General features: G+C 67.6%; 19 protein-coding genes and 1 riboswitch. Of the genes, 8 read left to right on the forward strand and 11 right to left on the reverse strand.

The window, feature by feature from the left end:
• The first annotated feature begins 16 nt into the window (after positions 1–16).
• The gene (gene parE / locus AC3WTD_RS12810) at positions 17–1,906 is read left to right on the forward strand and encodes a DNA topoisomerase IV subunit B (protein WP_492613999.1); all 1,890 of its coding nucleotides are present in this window, start codon (positions 17–19) and stop codon (positions 1,904–1,906) included.
• Positions 1,907–1,952: 46 nt separating this feature from the next.
• Positions 1,953–2,474 (forward strand): 3-hydroxyanthranilate 3,4-dioxygenase, encoded by a 522-nt coding sequence (locus AC3WTD_RS12815; protein WP_027492639.1) that lies wholly within the window; start codon positions 1,953–1,955, stop codon positions 2,472–2,474.
• A gap of 73 nt (positions 2,475–2,547) precedes the next feature.
• Here the strand turns inward: AC3WTD_RS12815 and AC3WTD_RS12820 are convergent, their stop codons facing one another.
• Positions 2,548–3,099 carry an NUDIX hydrolase gene (locus AC3WTD_RS12820; protein WP_235642656.1) on the reverse strand — a complete coding sequence of 184 codons (552 nt, stop codon included), beginning with the start codon at positions 3,097–3,099 and terminating at the stop codon, positions 2,548–2,550.
• A 165-nt stretch (positions 3,100–3,264) separates the two neighbouring features.
• Here AC3WTD_RS12820 and AC3WTD_RS12825 point away from each other — a divergent pair, with 165 nt between their 5' ends.
• On the forward strand, positions 3,265–4,749 hold the full coding sequence (locus AC3WTD_RS12825; protein ID WP_369491213.1) for an amino acid permease: 1,485 nt from the start codon (positions 3,265–3,267) through the stop codon (positions 4,747–4,749).
• Between the two features lie 347 nt (positions 4,750–5,096).
• Positions 5,097–6,581, forward strand: a complete 1,485-nt coding sequence (locus tag AC3WTD_RS12830) for an amino acid permease (RefSeq protein WP_027492641.1) — start codon at positions 5,097–5,099, stop codon at positions 6,579–6,581.
• Between the two features lie 387 nt (positions 6,582–6,968).
• Here the strand turns inward: AC3WTD_RS12830 and AC3WTD_RS12835 are convergent, their stop codons facing one another.
• On the reverse strand, positions 6,969–7,301 hold the full coding sequence (locus tag AC3WTD_RS12835) for a high-potential iron-sulfur protein (protein WP_492614000.1): 333 nt from the start codon (positions 7,299–7,301) through the stop codon (positions 6,969–6,971).
• 165 nt (positions 7,302–7,466) lie between these two features.
• On the opposite strand from AC3WTD_RS12835, the gene AC3WTD_RS12840 reads away from it, so the two are divergent.
• From AC3WTD_RS12840 to AC3WTD_RS12855, 4 genes are read left to right on the forward strand one after another with little or no spacing between them, the layout of a single operon-like run.
• Positions 7,467–8,117, forward strand: a complete 651-nt coding sequence (locus AC3WTD_RS12840; protein WP_492614001.1) for a methylthioribulose 1-phosphate dehydratase — start codon at positions 7,467–7,469, stop codon at positions 8,115–8,117.
• On the forward strand, positions 8,114–8,665 hold the full coding sequence (locus tag AC3WTD_RS12845; RefSeq protein ID WP_492614002.1) for a 1,2-dihydroxy-3-keto-5-methylthiopentene dioxygenase: 552 nt from the start codon (positions 8,114–8,116) through the stop codon (positions 8,663–8,665). Before AC3WTD_RS12840 ends, AC3WTD_RS12845 begins: the two co-directional genes overlap by 4 nt.
• A 48-nt stretch (positions 8,666–8,713) precedes the next feature.
• On the forward strand, positions 8,714–9,400 hold the full coding sequence (gene mtnC / locus AC3WTD_RS12850) for an acireductone synthase (protein ID WP_492614003.1): 687 nt from the start codon (positions 8,714–8,716) through the stop codon (positions 9,398–9,400).
• A gap of 22 nt (positions 9,401–9,422) precedes the next feature.
• Positions 9,423–10,427 (forward strand): C13 family peptidase, encoded by a 1,005-nt coding sequence (locus AC3WTD_RS12855; RefSeq protein WP_492614004.1) that lies wholly within the window; start codon positions 9,423–9,425, stop codon positions 10,425–10,427.
• A gap of 6 nt (positions 10,428–10,433) precedes the next feature.
• Here AC3WTD_RS12855 and hisIE read toward each other — a convergent pair whose 3' ends face one another.
• The 9 genes from hisIE to AC3WTD_RS12900 form a co-directional block, all read right to left on the reverse strand.
• Positions 10,434–11,060, reverse strand: a complete 627-nt coding sequence (hisIE, locus tag AC3WTD_RS12860; RefSeq protein WP_027492647.1) for a bifunctional phosphoribosyl-AMP cyclohydrolase/phosphoribosyl-ATP diphosphatase HisIE — start codon at positions 11,058–11,060, stop codon at positions 10,434–10,436.
• An 83-nt stretch (positions 11,061–11,143) separates the two neighbouring features.
• Entirely contained in the window at positions 11,144–11,920 is a 777-nt protein-coding gene (hisF, locus tag AC3WTD_RS12865) for an imidazole glycerol phosphate synthase subunit HisF (RefSeq protein ID WP_492614005.1), read from the reverse strand.
• A 157-nt stretch (positions 11,921–12,077) separates the two neighbouring features.
• Complete coding sequence (gene hisA / locus AC3WTD_RS12870; RefSeq protein ID WP_492614006.1) at positions 12,078–12,809, reverse strand: 1-(5-phosphoribosyl)-5-[(5-phosphoribosylamino)methylideneamino]imidazole-4-carboxamide isomerase; 732 nt, start codon at positions 12,807–12,809, stop codon at positions 12,078–12,080.
• A 142-nt stretch (positions 12,810–12,951) separates the two neighbouring features.
• Complete coding sequence (hisH, locus tag AC3WTD_RS12875; protein ID WP_492614007.1) at positions 12,952–13,545, reverse strand: imidazole glycerol phosphate synthase subunit HisH; 594 nt, start codon at positions 13,543–13,545, stop codon at positions 12,952–12,954.
• Positions 13,542–14,609, reverse strand: a complete 1,068-nt coding sequence (gene hisB, locus AC3WTD_RS12880) for a bifunctional histidinol-phosphatase/imidazoleglycerol-phosphate dehydratase HisB (protein ID WP_492614008.1) — start codon at positions 14,607–14,609, stop codon at positions 13,542–13,544. The genes hisH and hisB overlap by 4 nt, the downstream gene beginning before the upstream one ends.
• Positions 14,606–15,682: a histidinol-phosphate transaminase gene (gene hisC, locus AC3WTD_RS12885; protein ID WP_492614009.1), complete on the reverse strand. Its 1,077-nt coding sequence runs from the start codon at positions 15,680–15,682 to the stop codon at positions 14,606–14,608. The genes hisB and hisC overlap by 4 nt, the downstream gene beginning before the upstream one ends.
• On the reverse strand, positions 15,679–16,977 hold the full coding sequence (gene hisD / locus AC3WTD_RS12890; protein WP_492614010.1) for a histidinol dehydrogenase: 1,299 nt from the start codon (positions 16,975–16,977) through the stop codon (positions 15,679–15,681). Before hisD ends, hisC begins: the two co-directional genes overlap by 4 nt.
• A 28-nt stretch (positions 16,978–17,005) precedes the next feature.
• Positions 17,006–17,899, reverse strand: a complete 894-nt coding sequence (gene hisG / locus AC3WTD_RS12895) for an ATP phosphoribosyltransferase (RefSeq protein WP_027492653.1) — start codon at positions 17,897–17,899, stop codon at positions 17,006–17,008.
• Complete coding sequence (locus AC3WTD_RS12900) at positions 17,896–18,228, reverse strand: YerC/YecD family TrpR-related protein (protein ID WP_027492654.1); 333 nt, start codon at positions 18,226–18,228, stop codon at positions 17,896–17,898. The genes hisG and AC3WTD_RS12900 overlap by 4 nt, the downstream gene beginning before the upstream one ends.
• A 140-nt stretch (positions 18,229–18,368) precedes the next feature.
• Positions 18,369–18,578, forward strand: a riboswitch (cobalamin riboswitch).
• The last annotated feature ends 220 nt before the right edge of the window (positions 18,579–18,798 follow it).

Here is an 18,798-nt window from a genome sequence, read left to right on the forward strand (position 1 = left end):
CCATCGAAACACCCGCATGAGCAGTCGCTACAACGCCGCCGATATCGAAGTCCTCTCCGGCCTGGACCCGGTCAAGCGCCGGCCCGGCATGTACACCGACACCACCCGCCCGAACCATCTGGTGCAGGAGGTGGTGGACAACTCGGTGGACGAGGCGCTGGCCGGCTACGCGACGGCGATCGAGGTGGTGCTGCACGGCGACGGCTCGGTGGAAGTGAGCGACGACGGCCGCGGCATGCCGGTGGACATCCACCCCGAAGAGGGCGTGTCCGGCGTCGAGCTGATCATGACCCGGCTGCACGCCGGCGGTAAGTTCAGCGGCAAGAACTACAACTTCTCCGGCGGCCTGCACGGCGTGGGCGTGTCGGTGGTGAACGCGCTGTCGGAAAAGGTCGAGGTGACCATCCGCCGCGACGGTTCCGAGTACCGCATGGTGTTCGCGCACGGCGACAGGATCAGCCCGCTCGAAGTGATCGGCAGCGTGCCGAAGAAGCGCAGCGGCACCACCCTGCGTTTCTGGCCCGAGGCGAAGTACTTCGATTCGCCGAAGATCTCGCTGCCGAAGCTCAAGCATCTGCTGCGCGCCAAGGCGGTACTGTGCGCGGGCCTCAGCGTGAAGTTCACCGACGAGGCTTCGGGCGAAGTCGTCGAGTGGCATTACGAGGACGGTCTGCGCGACTACCTGCGCGGCGAACTCGACGGCATCGAGGCGCTGCCGAACGATTTGTTCGTGCATCACATGGCGCGCGACGTCGAGGGCCTGGAAGTGGCGCTGGCCTGGCTGCCGGAAGGCGAGCTGGTGCAGGAGAGCTACGTCAACCTGATCCCCACCGCGCAGGGCGGCACCCACGTCAACGGCCTGCGCTCGGGCCTCACCACCGCGGTGCGTGAGTTCTGCGACATCCGCAACCTGCTGCCGCGCGGCGTCAAGCTGGCGCCGGAAGACGTGTGGGAACGGCTGTCGTTCGTGCTGTCCACGCGGCTGCAGGACCCGCAGTTCGCCGGCCAGACCAAGGAGCGGCTGTCCTCGCGCCACGCCGCCGGCCTGGTCGAGAACGTCATCCACGACGCCTTCAGCCTGTGGCTCAACCAGAACGTGGAGATGGGCGAGCGCATCGCTACGCTTGCGATCGAACGCGCCAGCGCACGGTTGAAGGCGGCCAAGCAGATCGTGCGCAAGAAGATCACCCAGGGCCCGCAACTGCCCGGCAAGCTGGCCGACTGCACCGCCACCGACCTCAGCCGCACCGAGCTGTTCCTGGTCGAGGGCGACTCCGCCGGCGGCAGCGCCAAGCAGGCGCGCGACAAGGAGTTCCAGGCGATCCTGCCGCTGCGCGGCAAGATCCTCAACACCTGGGAAGTCGAATCGACCTCGGTGCTGGCTTCGGAGGAAGTGCACAACCTCGCCGTGGCGATCGGCTGCGACCCGGGCAAGGACGACCTTTCCGGCCTGCGCTACGGCAAGGTGATCATCCTCGCCGATGCCGACTCCGACGGCCTGCACATCGCCACCCTGCTGTCCGCGCTGTTCCTCAGGCACTTCCCGAAGCTGGTCAGCGAAGGCCACGTGTTCGTGGCCATGCCGCCGCTGTTCCGCGTCGACGTGGGCAAGCAGGTGTTCTACTGCCTCGACGAGGCCGAGAAGGAAGCGATGCTGCAGCGGGTCGAGCGCGAGAAGATGAAGGGCGCGGTCAGCACCACCCGCTTCAAGGGCCTGGGCGAAATGAACCCGCCGCAGCTGCGCGAATCGACCATCCACCCCGATACCCGCCGGCTGGTGCAGCTCACCGTGGACGACGGCGACGGCACCGCACGCCTCATGGATCTGCTGCTGGCGAAGAAGCGCGCCGGCGACCGCAAGTCCTGGCTGGAGGAAAAGGGCGACCTGGCCACGCTGGAGGTGTGATGCGTACGCTGGCGCTAAGATGTACGCGTCACCTGCGAGCAACGCCATGGCCCTGCCCCCGCCCATCAACCTGCAGCGCTGGATCGAGGAACACCGCCACCTGCTGAAGCCGCCGGTGGGCAACAAATGCATCGTCGACGGCGACTTCATCATCATGATCGTGGGCGGACCGAACGCGCGCACCGACTATCACTACGATGAAGGCCCCGAGTTCTTCTACCAGCTCGAAGGCGAGATCACGCTGAAGGTGCAGGACGAAGGCGTAGCCCGCGACATACCGCTGCGCGCCGGCGAGATCTTCTACCTGCCACCGCGCGTGCCGCATTCACCCAACCGCGCCGCCGGCTCCATCGGGCTGGTGATCGAGCGCCTCCGCACCGCCGGCGAAAAGGACGGCCTGATGTGGTTCTGCGAGCGCTGCAACCACAAGCTGTACGAGGAATATTTCGTGCTGGACAGCATCGAGCGCGACTTCCCGCCGGTGTTCGAGCGCTTCTACCGCTCGCGCAAGGCGCGCACCTGCACCGCCTGCGGCCACCTCAACCCGGCGCCAGCGAGATATGGGTAGGAGCCCGCTCGCGGGCGATAGCTCTTGCGAATCCCGAATCCCAGCTCTTAATGCATCGCCCGCGAGCGGGCTCCTACGAGTGACGGGTGAGCCACTTGCGCGCCATGCGCCGCAATGAAACGTCCAGGCTTTCGTCCTTCGCCACCTCGACAACCGGTCGCCAAGCCAGCGCACGGGATTCCTGGTTGATCGTGAAGCACTCGTCCGCACCAGCGCGCACCACGTAGCGCACGTCGTAGTGCCAGTGTTCCGGCTCGCTGCCGCGTGCCGGGATGCGATGCCGGTCGAGGTCGAAGATGCCGCCCTCGACACGCAGGCCGGCCACGCCGGTCTCCTCCCGCGCCTCGCGCAGTGCCACGCTTGCCAGCTCGGCATCACCGTCGGCGTGGCCACCGGGCTGCAGCCAGCGGTCCAGCTTGCGGTGGTGCATCAGCAGCACGCGCCCGCCATTCGCGCTGACCAGCCAGGCCGAGCCGGTGAAGTGGCCCAGCAGATGGCTGCGCTCGAACACCGCGGCATGCGACGCGAGGAAAACATTGAAGGCGGCAACCAGCTCGCCGTCTCCGGGATGGCGTGCGCGATAGTCGTCCAATGCAGCGCCCAGCTGCGGAAAATGCGATGGCATGGCTGGTGGCAGGTGGTGGAAAAACAGCGGCCATTCTAGCTGCATCGCGTCTTGTACCCCTTCCATCGCTCCGCTAAGGTTGGCCGTCCGTCGGCTCGTCGCGTCCCTCTTCGTCGCGTTTCCGTTCGAGCGCGGCGTCGCTGTTTTCCCCGGGGGAGCCGCTGCATGCTGTTCAAGCGCATCAAACCGATCGACCAGATCATCGCCACGGCGGAGAAGAAAGGCCTCACCCGTCAACTCGGCGCCTTCCAGCTCACCATGCTTGGCATCGGCGCGATCATCGGCACCGGCATCTTTGTGCTCACCGCCGAGGCAGGCCAGAAGGCCGGCCCCGGCATGATGATCGCGTTCGTGATCGCCGCAGTGGTGTGCGCGTTCGCTGCGCTGGCCTACGCCGAACTCGCCTCGATGGTGCCGGTGGCCGGCTCGGCCTACACCTACACCTACGGCGTGCTCGGCGAGACCACCGCCTGGATGGTGGGCTGGGCGCTGGTGCTGGAGTACACCATCGCCGCCAGCACGGTGTGCGTGGGCTGGGCCGGCTACGTCAACGGCCTTCTTACGCACGCTGGATTCGGCTTGCCGCACTTCCTGCAGGTAGGCCCGATGGACGGCGGCAGCTTCAACCTGCTGGCCTGCCTGATCGGCCTGGCGGTCACCGGCCTGCTGGTGATCGGCACCTCGAAATCGGCCACGGTCAATACCGTACTGGTGCTGGTCAAGATCGTCGCGCTCACCGTCTTCATCATCATCGTTTTGCCGGCGGTGAAGGATCAGAACTTCACGCCGTTCGTGCCGAACGGCTGGGGCAGCCCGATGGGCGGCATCGGCGTGCTGGGCGCGGCGGCTTCCATCGTGTTCGCCTACATCGGCTTCGACGCCATCTCCACCGCGGCCGAGGAAACCCGCAACCCGAACCGCAACATCCCGATCGCCCTGATCGCCTCGCTGAGCGTGTGCACCATCTACTACCTGCTGGTGAGCTACGCCGCGGTGGGCTCGGTGGGTTCACAGCCGATGATGGGTCCGGACGGACTGGCGCTGGAGCCGGGCACCCCGGCGTTCGCCGCGGCCTGCCAGGGTTCGGACGCGCTGGTGTGCAGCAAGGAGGCGCTGGCCCACGTGGTGCGCCTGCTCGGCTACACCAATACCGCCGCCTTCATCGCCTTCGCCGCCGGCATCGCGCTGCCGTCGGTGATCCTGACCATGACCTACGGCCAGACCCGCATCTTCTTCACCATGTCACGCGACGGCCTGCTGCCCAGCAAGCTGGCCAAGATCCATCCGCGCTTCCACACGCCGCACGTAATCACCCTGATCACCGGCACCTTCGTCTCGCTGTTCGGCGCGCTGTTCCCGGTGGGCATCCTCGCCGACATCACCAACTCGGGCACGCTGTTCGCGTTCATCATGGTGGCGGTGGGCGTGCTGATCCTGCGCCGCACCCAGCCCGGGCGCCCGCGTCCGTTCCGTACCCCGCTGCCGTGGCTGATCTGCCCACTGGCGATCATCGGCTGCCTGCTGCTGTTCCTCAACCTGTCGAAGGAAGCCAAGATCACCTTCTTCGCGTGGGGTGCGATCGGCCTGGTGGTGTACTACCTGTACGGCCACCGCAAGAGCCACCTGGCTCGCGGCGTCGAAGCGGACTGATCCCGCCCGACGCATGCTGATCGCTACGCCGCCGGCACGTCCACAAGAGCCTTGTTCAATGTCTCTACATGGCCCGCGTTGTCTTGCCGTGGCCGTCAGATGGCGGCGCGTGGCGCAGCGCCTGCCTGGCTGGCTGGCAGAGCCTGACCCTGCGAAGGCAGGGGCCAAGCCGCGCGCTGCCGCATGGCAGCCACGGCAAGGCAACCCGAAGGGCCGGGGCTGTTTGCCCGCATTCCTGCGTCATTACTCGGTCGTGGACCGACCTCCACTCCCTCGTTCTTCCTTGGCCTGCGCGCAAACAGCTCCCGGCGCGGGCCATATAGAGACATTGAACAGGCTCTGACCCCATGCTCAAGCAACTGCTCGCCCGCAAGACCGACTTCAACGAACCCGACGACACGCACGGGCCTACCCTGCGCCGCACGCTCGGCCCCTGGGGGCTGACCGCGCTGGGCATCGGCGCGGTGATCGGCGGCGGCATCTTCGTGATCACCGGACAGGCCGCGGCCGACCATGCCGGTCCGGCGGTGATCCTGTCGTTCATCCTGGCAGCGATCTGCAGCACGTTCACCGCGCTGTGCTACGCCGAATTCGCCACGCTGATCCCGGTTTCCGGCAGCGCCTATTCCTACGCCTACGCCACGCTCGGCGAACTGATGGCGTGGTTCATCGGCTGGAACCTGGTACTGGAATACGGCGTGTCCGCCTCGGCGGTGGCGGTGAGCTGGACCGGCTATTTCCTCAGCCTGCTCCAGCATATCGGCACCACCTTCAACATGGACCTGAGCCTGCCCGCGGCATTGACCAATGCGCCGCTGACCTTTACCGCCGACCACCAGCTGGTCGCCACCGGCGCGCTGTTCAACCTGCCGGCGGTGGTGCTGATCCTGCTGCTGACCTGGATCTGCTATGTCGGCATCCGCGAGTCGAGCCTGGCGAACACCGCGATGGTGGCGCTCAAGGTCGGCCTGATTACCCTGGTGATCGTGGTCGGCTGGCGCTACGTCGACCCGTCCAACTGGACCCCGTTCGTGCCCGAGTCGCAGGGTCACTACAAATACGGCTGGCCCGGCGTGCTGCGCGGCGCGGCGATGGTGTTCTTCGCCTACATCGGCTTCGAGGCGACCTCGGTGGCCGCACAGGAGTCGCGCAACCCGCAGCGCGACCTGCCGATCGGCATCCTCGCCTCGCTGGCGATCTGCACCGTGCTGTACATCTCGATGGCCGCGGTGATGACCGGGCTGACTTCGTACACCCTGCTCGGTACCGATGAGCCGGTGGTGACCGCCCTGCATGGTCACCCGCAGCTGGAATGGCTGCGCTGGCTGGTGGAGGTCGGCGCACTGCTCGGCCTGTCGTCGGTGGTGCTGGTGATGATCATCGCGCAGCCGCGCATCTTCATGATCATGGGCCGCGACGGCATGCTGCCCAAGATATTCACGCGAATCCACCCGCGCTACCGCACGCCGCACCTGAATACGCTGATCACCGGTGCGGGCATCGCCCTGCTCGCGGCGATCTTCCCGCTGGATGTGCTGGGCGATCTGGTGTCGATGGGCACGCTGATCGCGTTCATGGCGGTCTGTGCCGGCGTGTGGATCCTGCGGCATACCCGGCCGGAGCTGCCGCGCACATTCCGCGTGCCGTTCGCGCCGGTGGTCTGCACGCTCGGCATCCTCAGCTGCCTCGCCCTGCTGTCCACCATGGCCTGGTACAACTGGTCGCTGATGATCGCCTGGACCCTGATCGGGTTGGTGATCTATTTCAGCTATGGCAACCGGCACAGCCACCTGCGCGACTCGATGGCGGACGCCCCTTCCACCGATGCGTAAATTCGCCGAATAGCGCAGAAAAAATCGTATTTTCTGCAAAGACCGCCAAAATACTGCAAAAAGTACTTATCTGTCGATACCTAATAAATTCTCGAAAATTTCCGGGAAAGCTGAAATATCTTCTTTAGTTTCAATGAATTAATGAGAATTTTCCAAGAGGAACCGCGGGACCGGTCGCCCATTCGGCGAACTCGGTAGTATCATCCTCAGTCCGCGGGTTGATCACTTGGCAGTGGGCCCCGGATCGCGGCTCGGCGCGTCAGGTGGGTAGCTCCTCAGCCTGGTGTGTCCGGGCCGCACTTTTGCCCGCGTAACACGTCTCGCCCGCAGAAACGAAAAGGCCGGCGATACGCCGGCCTTTCGATACAAGCCTCTGGATTGACGCGATCAGGCTTTCTTCGGCGTGTGCGACACGCACCAGCCCTTCGCATTCACCGATTTGCCCGGGAACAACTGGCACGGGCCGCGGCCGGTGGGGCCGCCACTGTAGAACTGGCAGTTGGTGCAGTCGTCGCCAGCCTTGTGCTTCGCGTTGGTGGTCTTGGTGGCATCCTCCACGTAGCCCAGCGCCTTCGCGGTCGGATCCGACTCGCTCAGTGCCGGCAGATCCGCCGCCCGCGCAAAGCGCGGCAGGCTGCCCATGACCACGGCAGCTGCCGTGGTGCCGGCAGCCACCTTGAGGAACCGGCGACGTGATTCGATATCTTGTTCTTTCGACATGGGCAAGCCTCCGTCGGAATCTGTCCGGCACACCCCGCGCCGGATCCTCGCCGATGGTACGCCCGCCGTCCAAATCTTCCCTGACTTGCGAGAATGGATCTCATTACAGCACGGTCGCACAGCAGCACATGGTATAGTCAACGTCCATTTGGACGTCCAAACCGCATGAGCCAGACCCTGCCAGCTGCGATCCCCGCCAGCGTGTTCGAACGCTGCGCCGACGCCATCGCCGACGCCGCACGCGAGCTGTCGGCGATGGGCTGGACGCCGGCCACCAGCAGCAATTTCTCCATGCGGGTCGACGCCGGCCACGCGGCGATCACCGTCTCCGGTAGGCACAAGGGCCGGCTGGGCCGCGGCGACATCATGCTGATCGACCTGGACGGCCATGCGGTCGGCACCGACGCCCGCCCCAGCGCCGAAACGGCGCTGCACACCCAGATCTACCGACGCTGGCCGGAGATGAACGTGGTGCTGCACACCCACTCGCACGTGCAGAGCGTGGCCTCGCGGCTGTTCGCCGCCGACGGGGTGATCCGCCTGCAGGGCTGGGAACTGCAGAAGGCGATCGCCGGCTACCACACCCACGAAAGCGTGCTGGAGATCCCGGTGTTCCCGAACACCCAGCACATGCCCGAGCTGGTGGCCCGGGTCGACGCCTGGCTGGACACCGGCAAGCCGCTGCATACCTACCTGATCGACGGCCACGGCATTTACACCTGGGGCCGCGACATGGCCGAGACCCGGCGCCATCTGGAAGCGCTGGAGTTCCTGCTCGGCTGCGAACTTGACCTGAAAAGACTGAGGGCATCATGAGCCGCCTGCGTATCTTCGACGAAACCCGACCGCAATCGCCGCTGACGGTGATCGACGAACACGCCGCGATCGTCGCGGAACTCGCCAGGGCCGGTGTCCGCTTCGAGCAATGGGAAGCAAGCCAGCCGATCATCCCGGGCGCCAGCCAGGACGAGGTGATCGCCGCCTACCGCGGCGACATCGACCGGCTGATGGGCGAGGAGGGCTACCAGGCCGTGGACGTGATCAGTCTCACCCCGTACCACCCTGACCGCGCCGCGCTGCGCCAGAAGTTCCTCAGCGAGCACACCCACAGCGAAGACGAGGTGCGCTTCTTCGTCGCCGGCTCCGGCCAGTTCACCCTGCATCTCGGCGGCAAGGTCTACGACATCCTGTGCGAGCAGGGCGACCTGATCGGCGTGCCCGACGGCACCCGGCACTGGTTCGACATGGGCGAAGCGCCCTACTTCGTGGCGATCCGCCTGTTCACCAACAAGGAAGGCTGGGTAGCCAACTTCACCGGCGACACGATCGCCGAGCGCTTCCCGCGCATGGCGCCTGCCGTGTAGGAGCCCGCTCGCGGGCGATGCTCTTCCCGAACCCCGGATCCCGAATCCATGATCGAAATCCGCGCCATCGTCACCGACATCGAAGGCACCACCAGCTCGATCGACTTCGTGCGCGAGGTGCTGTTTCCGTACGCGCGCAAGCGGCTACCTGCCTTCGTCGAGACCCACGGCGACAAGCCCGAGGTGCAGCACTGGCTGCACGAAGCTGCCTTGGAGGCCGGGCTGGTGGAGGCCCATCGCCAGGACGTCATCGAGTTGCTGCTCAAGTGGATCGACCAGGACCGCAAGTCCACCGCGCTGAAGGCGCTGCAGGGCATGATCTGGAAGGACGGCTATGAGGCCGGCGACTACCGCGCGCACATCTATCCGGAAGTCGCCGCGAGGCTGCGCCACTGGCGCGCCGACGGACTGCGCCTGTACGTCTACTCCTCCGGCTCGGTGCCGGCGCAGAAACTGTTTTTCCGCCACAGCGAGGCCGGCGACCTGAGCGCGCTGTTCGCCGGCTACTTCGATACCGAGACCGGCCCGAAGCGCGAGGTCGAATCCTATCGGCGCATCGCCGACGCCATCGGCGAGCAGCCGCGCCACCTGCTGTTCCTGTCCGACATCGCGGAAGAACTCGACGCCGCGCAGGCGGCCGGCTTCCACACCGGCTGGCTGGTGCGCGAGCCGCAGGCGCTGCCCGATGCGCCGCGCCATGCGGTCTATCGCGATTTCGACGCGATCACGCCGTGAAACCGCCGCACGCGCCCCCGCCATGCGTAGCATCCTGACCGTCCTGCTCGCGTTTGCCGCCGGGGTGCTGCTGGCGACCTGGTGGCCAAGCCAGTCCACGGCACCCAGTGCCGACCACTTCGTCGCCGCGGCACCTGGCAGCGCCGCGGCAGAAGCCGCGCCGAGTGACGACGCCGATGCCGACCGCTGGCCCAGCCAGGCTCCCACCCCGGAACAGGTGCTGTATGCGCAGCCGCGGATGATGCGCGACGCCTTGGCGCAACTCGGCCCGCGCGTACCTGGCCAGCCGAACCTGTACCTGCTCGCCTTCGCCGGCGACGGTGACGAGGACGTATTCCGCAATGAGGCCGAGTACGCCGCGCGGTTGTTCGCGCAACGCTTCGGCGCCAGCGCGCACAGCCTGGTGCTGGAGAACAACCCGGCCAGCCTGACCACCCGGCCGCTGGCCAGCTGGAGCAATCTGGAAACCGCGCTCGAAGGCCTGGGCAAGGTGATGCAACCAGACCAGGATATCCTGCTGCTGTACTTCACCAGCCACGGCAGCGAGAACCACGACCTCCTGCTCGACATGGACCCGCTGCCGCTGGACCAGCTCGGCGCCAGCGACCTGGCCGGCATCCTGGCCATGCACCCGTTCAAGTGGAAGGTGGTGGTGGTCAACGCCTGCTACTCGGGCGGTTTCGTGCCGCCGCTGCGCGGCCCCGGCACTCTGGTGCTCACCGCCGCCCGCGCCGACCGCAGCTCGTTCGGCTGCGGCAGCGATTCCGACATCACCTACTTCGGCAAGGCCTGGCTGGTCGATGCGCTGAACCGCACCGACAACTTTGCGGATGCGTTCAAACGGGCCAGCGGCGAAATCAGCCAGTGGGAGCGGCAGGGCAAGCTCACCCCCTCGGAACCGCAGATCGACATCGGCAGCGGCATCACCGGGCAACTCGCCTTGTGGCGCAAGGGGCTCACGCCGGGACCGGCGTTGCCGTTCAGCCCGGCGCCGGCCGGCAACGCATCCGTCGCCACGCCCCGCTAGTCCGGCTCATCCACGCCGCGCATGTCGTTCGGCCAGCACGCGGGCGACGTCGGCCAGGCCAAGTCCGCGCGCGCGCAGCGCCACGGTGAGATGGAACAGCAGGTCGGCCGCCTCGCCCAGCAATTCCGCATCTCCCTGCGCGACAGCGGCCAGCGCCGTCTCGACGCCTTCCTCGCCCACCTTCTGCGCGATGCGGCGAATGCCGCCGTCGAACAGCTTCGTGGTATAGCTGCCCTCCGGACGCTCGGCATGACGCCGCGCGACCAGCGCATCGAGTTCGGCGAGGAAGCCCAGCGGCGGGCGCGGGTCTTCGCCGAAGCAGCTGGAGGTGCCGAGGTGGCAGGTCGGCCCGTGCGGGGCGGCCTGGATCAGCAGGGTGTCGGCGTCGCAATCGGTGCGGATCGACTTCAGCGCGAGCACGTGGCCGGAGCTTTCGCCCTTGGTCCACAGGCGTTGCTTGCTGCGGCTGTAGAAGGTGACCTGGCCGCTGGCTTGCGTCTGCGCCAGCGCCTCGGCGTTCATGTAGCCGAGCATCAGCACTTCGCCGCTGAGCCAGTGCTGCACGACCGCCGGCAGCAGGCCGTCGCCCTTGGCCCAGTCGAGACGTGAAAAATCGGCATTGGGATCAGTCATCGGGATACCTGCTGCGAACATGCGTCGAAGCATGTGATCAAGTTTGGCTCTCCCGTCATTCCGACGAAAGCCGGAATGACGAGCTAGGGGATACGTCGTACCGCGACACCTTGCGACTGCAGGTATTCCTTGAGCGCAGATATCGCGATCGCACCCGAGTGGAACACGCTGGCCGCCAGCGCACCGTCCACGTCGGCCTCGTCGAAGGCATCGCGGAAGTGTTCCGGCTCGCCGGCGCCGCCGGAGGCGACCAGCGGCACGCGACAGAGCGCGCGGGCCGCGGAAAGCTGCTCCAGATCGTACCCCCGGCGCACGCCGTCGCTGCCCATGCAGTTCAACACGATCTCGCCGGCGCCGCGCTGCTGCGCCTCGACCATCCAGTCCAGCGTGCGACGCGGCAGCGCCTGGGTCTTCGCGGGGTCGCCGGTGTACTGGCGCACGCGCCACTCGCCGTCCGCGTCGCGCAGCGAGTCGATGCCGACCACCACGCACTGCACGCCGAACGCGGCGGCCAGTTCGTCGATCAGTGCGGGACGCTCCAACGCCGGCGAGTTCACCGAGATCTTGTCAGCACCCGCGTGCAGCACCGCGCGTGCTTCGTCCACCGAACGGATGCCGCCGGCCACGCAGAACGGGATGTCGATCACCCGTGCGACTTTCTCGACCCAGCCGCGATCCACGCTGCGCCCTTCGGGACTGGCCGTGATGTCGTAGAACACCAGCTCGTCGGCGCCTTCATCGCGGTAGCGCAGCGCGAGATCGACGATTTCGCCCATCACCACGTGGTCGCGGAAGCGCACGCCCTTGACCACCTGGCCCTCGCGCACGTCGAGGCAGGGAATGATGCGGCGGCTCAGCATCGTGCAACTCCAGCCGTCGCCGCATCCAAACCCTCCCCTGCGAGCAGGGGAGGGTTTGGGAGGGGTGCTCTTCGCTGAACGCGCAAGAGCTTTACCCCCTCCCAGCCTCCCCCTGCACGCAGGGGGAGGAGAAAAGCCCGCAAGATCGTCGCCAATTTCATGCTGCCAACGCCTCCGCCACGGTGAAGCGCCCTTCCAGCAAGGCCCTGCCCAGGATCACACCCCGGGCGCCCGCCCCGCGCGCGGCGCGGATGTCGTCCAGTGAGCGCACGCCGCCGGAGGCCTGCACGGCCAGCGACGGTACCGTGGCGGCGAGATGGCGGTAGAGATCAAGGTTGAAGCCGGCGAGCATGCCGTCGCGGTCGATGTCGGTGCACAGCAGGTGGCGCGCGCCGCGCGCGGCGTACCACGGCGCCAGCTCGTCCAGCGTGCGCGCTTCGACTTCGGTCCAGCCCGCGCTGGGCAGGCTCCAGCGACCATCGAGGCGGCGCGTATCGAGCGCGAGGGTCAGCCTGTCGGCGCCGTGGCTGCCCAGCCAGCCGGCCACGAGTTCGGGCTCGCGGATCGCCACGCTGCCCAGCACCACGCGCTGCACGCCGGCGTCGAACAGCCGGCGCAGGTCGTCTTCACCGCGTACGCCGCCGCCGGCCTGGATCTGCATGCCATCGGCGGCGATGGCCTGGATCACCGCGAGGTTGGCCAGGCTGCCCGAGCGCGCACCGTCCAGGTCGACCAGGTGCAGCCAGCGCGCGCCGGCCTCAGCATAGCGGCGCGCCAGCGCGCGCGGATCGGCCGCATAGGTGGTCTGCTGCGCATAGTCGCCCTGCTTCAGGCGCACCACCTGGCCGCCACGCAGGTCGATCGCGGGGATTACCTCGAAATATGTCACCAGGAAACCTCGAAGAAACTTCCCATGCCGTCATTCCCGCGAAAGCGGGAATCCCTATCGATCTTGCGCAATAGCAACCTGGATTCCCGCTTTCGCGGGAATGACGGCAAACAAGCAGGTTTTCGGCCGGTGGCACTCATACTCATAGTTCGAGGAAGTTCTTGAGAAGCTTCGCGCCGACGGCGGCGGAACGCTCGGGGTGGAACTGCATGCCGTAGAAATTGCCGCGCGCGATCACCGCCGAGAACGAGTCGCCGTAATCGCAGTCGGCCAGTGTCCAGTCGCCGGTCGGTACAGCGTAACTGTGCACGAAGTAGGCCTGTTCGCCGTCGTCGAGCCCGGCCAGCAGCGGATGTTCCCGCTGGATCGACAAGCCATTCCAGCCCATGTGCGGCACGCGCAGGCCGGGCGCATCGGTGAAACGGCGCACCGGCGTCGGGATCAGTCCGAGGCACTCCGTGCCGCCCTCTTCCGAATGCGCGCACAACAGCTGCATGCCGAGGCACACGCCGAGCACGGGCTGTTCCAGCGAGCGCAGCACGTCGACCAAACCCAGCTCGCGCAGCCGCGCCATGCCGGGACCGGCGGCGCCCACGCCGGGCAGGATCACCTTGTCGGCACCACGGATCGCCGCTGCGTCCGAGGTCAGCGCAGCGTCCACGCCCAGCCGCTGCAGCGCGTAGCGCACCGAGCCGATGTTGGTGCCACCTGCGTCGACCAGCACCACGTTCATCACAGCGCGCCCTTGGTGCTGGGCAGTTCGCTGCCGGAGCGTGCGATCGCCTGGCGCAGCGTACGCGCCACCGCCTTGAAGCAGGCCTCGACCATGTGATGCGCGTTGTCGCCGCGCACGCTCAGGTGCAGGTTCGCGCCCAGCGTCTCGCACAGCGAGCGGAAGAAATGCGGCACCAGTTCGGTCGGCACCTCGCCCACCCGTTCGCGCGGGAAGCTGCCTTCGAACACGAAGTAGGGCCGGCCGGAAAGGTCCAGCGCAGCACTGGCCTGCGCCTCATCCATCGGCAGGGTGAAACCGTAGCGGCCGATGCCGCGCTTGTCGCCGAGCGCCTGCTTCAGCGCCTGGCCCAGCGCCAGCGCGCAGTCCTCGATGGTGTGGTGTTCATCGATGTGGGTGTCGCCGTCGCAGGCCAGTTCCAGCGCGAAACCGCCATGCTTGCCGATCTGCTCCAGCATGTGGTCGAAGAAACCCAGGCCGGTATGCGCCTGCGGCTCGGCCACCCGATCCAGGTCGACGCTGACCGTGATGCGGGTTTCCTTCGTGTTGCGCACCACCGTGGCGGTGCGCGGCGCATCCAGCAGCTGATGCGCCAATGCATCCCAGCTCGTGCCGAGCGGGCCCACACGGAAACCGCGCACGCCGAGATTCGCGGCGAACTGCAGGTCGGTTTCGCGATCGCCCACCATCGCCGACACCGCCCGGCTCCAGCCGTCATCGGCGAGGTAGTGCCGCAGCATGCCGACGCCGGGCTTGCGCGTATCGAGGCCCTCGTGCGGGAAACTGCGGTCGATCAGCACCTCACGGAAGCGGATGCCCTGCGAGGCGAGGATGCGCAGCAGCAGTTCGTGCGGCCCGGTGAAATGCGGCTCAGGGAAACTGTCGGTGCCCAGGCCGTCCTGGTTGCTCACCATCACCAGCTCGTAGCCGGCGGCGACGAAGCGCTGCAACGCGGCGATCACGCCAGGCAGCAGGGCCAGCTTTTCGTAGCTGTCGATCTGTTCGTCGGCCGGCTCTTCGATCAGGCAGCCGTCGCGATCGAGGAAGAGGATCTTGCGCTTGCTCATGCCGCTGCCTCGGCAACACCCCGGCCATCCAATACGGCCAATACCCGCTCGTTCTCCGCCGGCGTGCCGATGGTGATGCGCAGCGCGTCGCCGAGGTTGGGGTAGCGGCGCACGTCGCGCACCACGATGCCGGCGGCGAGCAGGCGCCGGTAGGCCGCGCCGGCATCGTCGAAGCGCACGGCGAGGAAGTTCGCCTGCGACGGCAGCACGTCGCGCACGCCGGGCAACCGGCGCAACGCCTCGCGCATCCGTGCGCGCTCCGCGCGCACGACGGCGAGGTGTTCGCGCGCGTTCGCCTGCCCCCAGCCGGACAGCGCCAGCAGCGCCGCGTCCACGCTCGGCAACGGCAGCGGGTACGGCGCCATGATCCGGCGCAGCAGGGCGATCACGTCGGCGTTCGCCAGCAGACTGCCGATGCGCACGCCGGCCAGCGCCCAGGCCTTGGACAAGGTGCGTAGCACGGCGAGGTTGTCGTAGCGGTCGATCAGGTCGGCCACGCTGCCTTCGTCGGCGAACTCCACATAGGCCTCGTCCACCACCAGCAGCGCGCGGCCGGCCAGCGCGCGCGCCAACCGCTCCAGGTCGGTGCGCGGCACCGGCTGGCCGGTGGGATTGTTCGGCGTGCAGATGAAGACCAGTTTCACTGCCGGGGTCAACGCGGCCAGCACCGCATCCGCGTCCAGCGTGGCGTCCGCCGTCAACGGCACCTCGACGATGCCTGCGTCCTGCACCCGCGCGCACACCGCATACATGCCGAACGTGGGCGGCTGGATCAGGATCGCGTCGCGGCCGGCGCGACAGAACGCGCGCACCAGCAGGTCGATCGCCTCGTCGCTGCCGCGACCGACCAGCAACTGCTCGCGCCGCACGCCATAGAGCGCGGCCAGCGCGTCAACCAGGGTGGCGGGCTGCGGCTCGGGATAGCGGTTGCAGCCAAGGCCGTCGTCGCCCACCGGCGCCCACGCCGACTCGTTCGCGTTGAGGAACACCTCGCCGCCGCTGGCCTCCATCCGCGCCGAGGAGTACGGCTGCATCGCGCGGATCTCCGGCCGCGCCAGATCGAGCACGCTCATGCCAAAGCCTCCAGGCGCAGCGTCACCGCGCGGCGGTGCGCTTCCAGTTGCTCCGCCGCCGCCAGCGTGGCGGTGCACGGGCCGATGTTGCGCAAGCCGTCCGCGCTGACTTCCTGCACGCTGATCTGCTTCTGGTAGCTCGCCACCGACACGCCGCTGTAGCTGCGCGCGTAGCCATAGGTTGGCAGCACGTGGTTGCTGCCGCTGCAATAATCACCCACCGATTCGGGCGCCCACTGGCCAAGGAAGATCGAACCGGCGTTTTCGACGCCGTCGAGCAACGCGCGCGGCGCGGCCACCTGCAGGATCAGGTGCTCGGGCGCGTAGCGGTTGCTCACCTCCACCGCCTGCGCCAGCGAGTCGACCGCGATCAGCCGGCTCTGCGCCAGCGCCCGGCCGGCGATCTCGCCACGCGGCAATTCGGCGCACTGGCGCTCGACCTCGGCTGCCGCCCGGTCCAGCAGGTCGGCGGAAGGACTCAGCAGGATCACCTGCGAATCCGGCCCGTGCTCGGCCTGCGACAGCAAGTCGGCGGCGACGAAGACCGGATTCGCCCCAGCATCGGCGATCACCAGCACTTCGGATGGGCCGGCCGGCATGTCGATCGCGGCGCCGTCCGGATCGGACGACACCTGCAATTTCGCTTCGGTGACCCAGGCATTGCCGGGGCCGAACAGCTTGTCGCACTTCGGCACCGATTCCGTGCCATAGGCCATCGCGGCGATCGCCTGCGCGCCGCCCAGCTTGAATACCTTGTGCACGCCGGTGAGGCGCGCGGCGTACAGCACCGCCTCGTCGCAACGGCCGTCGGCGCGCGCCGGCGAGCACAGCACCACCTCGCGGCAACCGGCGATGTGCGCCGGCACGCCCAGCATCAGGGCCGTCGACGGCAACGGCGCGCTGCCGGCCGGCACGTACAGGCCGACCCGGCCGATCGGCCGCAGCATGCGCTCCACCCGCACGCCGGGCGCGGTATCCACCGCCACCGGCTGCAGCGCCGCCGCGCGATGGAACGCCTCGATGCGCGCTGCCGCTTCGCGGATCGCGGCCTTCAGGGCCGGATCGAGGGAAGCCTCGGCTGCGGCGAATTCGGTCTCGTCCACCGCGATCGCCTGCAGTTCGCAGCGGTCGTACTTCGCGCTCAGTTCGCGCAGCGCCGTGTCGCCGCCTTCGCGCACGGTGGCGATGATCTGCTCGACGCCGCGGCGCAGTTCGTCGGCCCGCGACTGCGCGGGGCGCGCCAGCGCCTCGCGGCGCGCCGTTTCATCCAGGGCGTTCCAGTCCAGACGTTTCATGTGAGCCTGCTCTTCATGCCAATCTGCTTCATGCCAACATTTTCTCCACCGGCAGCACGAACATCTCGCGTGCCCCAGCCTTCTTGATCTCTTCCAGTTGCCGCCAGCTCACTTCGCCGGCACACAGCGCCTGCAGCATCAATTGATCTGGCTGTCCGGCTACCGGCAACAGGGTCGGCTGCGGACCGCCCGGCAGCAGGCGGGTGACGGCTTCCAGCGTGTGACGCGAGGTCTGCAGCAGCAGCAGGCGCGACTCGCGCACTTGGATCACCCCGTCCAGCCGCTTCAGCAGCAGTTCCAGCAGGTCGCCGCGCTCGTCCACCGGCAGCGCCTGCGGCCCGGCCAGCACGGCTTCGCTGTGCAGCAGCACGTCGGCTTCGCGCAACTGGTTCGCCACCAGGGTGCCGCCGCTCTGCACCAGGTCGCAGATCGCATCGGCGGTGCCCAGCTTCGGCGCAATCTCGACCGAACCAGCCAGGGTCACCACGCCGGCAGCGATCCCCTGCGTGCGCAGCCATTCGCCCAGCAGGCCCGGATACGAGGTGGCGATACGCCGGCCTTCCAGTTGCCCGGGCCCGTGGTAGTCCAGCTCCTGCGGCACCGCGATCGACAGCCGGCAACGGCCGAATCCGAGCGGACGCAGTTCACTCAGCGGCTCGGCCTCGCGCCCCGCGGTGAGCTGGAATTCGTTCAGCACATTGCGCCCGACGATGCCCAGGTCGCACACGCCCTGCGCGATCAGGCCGGGGATGTCGTCGTCGCGCACCAGCAGCAGGTCGACCGGCTCGCCCTCGCCGAAGCAGAACAGCTTGTCGCGACTTTGCCGGAAGGTGAGTCCGCAGCGGGCCAGCAGCTCCAGCGCCGGCTCGGTGAGCCGGCCGGACTTCTGCATCGCGATGCGCAGGCGGTCGCGCGGCTTCATGCCTTCTTCCTCGCGGCCTGCGCCTGCCGCCGCGCCGCGCGGGCTGCTGCGGCCAGGTAGCCGCCGTTGCCCTGGTTGAGATAGCGCGCCACCCGCCCGATGGTGGTGATGCTGACCGCGGTGCGCTCGTGGATCTCCCGATACGGCAAGCCGTCCAGCAACAGCGGCACCACGCGCCAGCGATCCACCATCACCTCCAGCTCGGCCGGCGTGCACAGATCGCCGAGAAAGGCGGCCATTTCCTCCGCGTTCTTCAGCGACAGCAGCGCCTCGTACAGGCTTTGCGCGGCGGCATTCACGGCAGTTGCGTCAGGTGATCTACGTTTCATGATGTACTAATGCGTTAATACAATAGCGCACAGCATAGCTGCCATGATGCGCTGCGGCAAGCCCCGGATGCCGGCGGTCGTCATGGCGCCGACATCGTGACGCAAGGACCATCTCTGGTATTGACGCACGCCACAAGACCCAATATGTTGTGCCTGTCGGTACCCGGCCGCTTGCGGCAGCCGGGTTGAAAAGGGAATCCGGTGTGAATCCGGAGCTGCCCCGCAGCGGTAAGCGGAAACGAACTGCCTTACAGGCACTGGGCGCACAGCACCCGGGAAGCGAGGCACAGTAGGTGGGCCAAGGCCCGCGTCCGCAAAGTCCGAAGACCTGCCGACACATCGGGCCGAACGTCCGGTGCGGGTGACCGCTTCCGCGGGGGAGCGCGTCGCGAATCGGGCACCCTGCCCGGTCGCGCGCGCTTGCCTTGCCAAGCCCAACCCTCTTGGCCCTGCGCGCGGGAGCAGGCAACTGGTCAAGAAGCCGCCTCTCGGCTTCCCTTCGGGGAACGCACATGCCACACCTCATGCTCACCTTGCGCCGGGGGGGGGGGGGGGGGGGGAAAAAAACCG

This window comes from Rhodanobacter sp. FW106-PBR-R2A-1-15 (genome assembly GCF_058789735.1).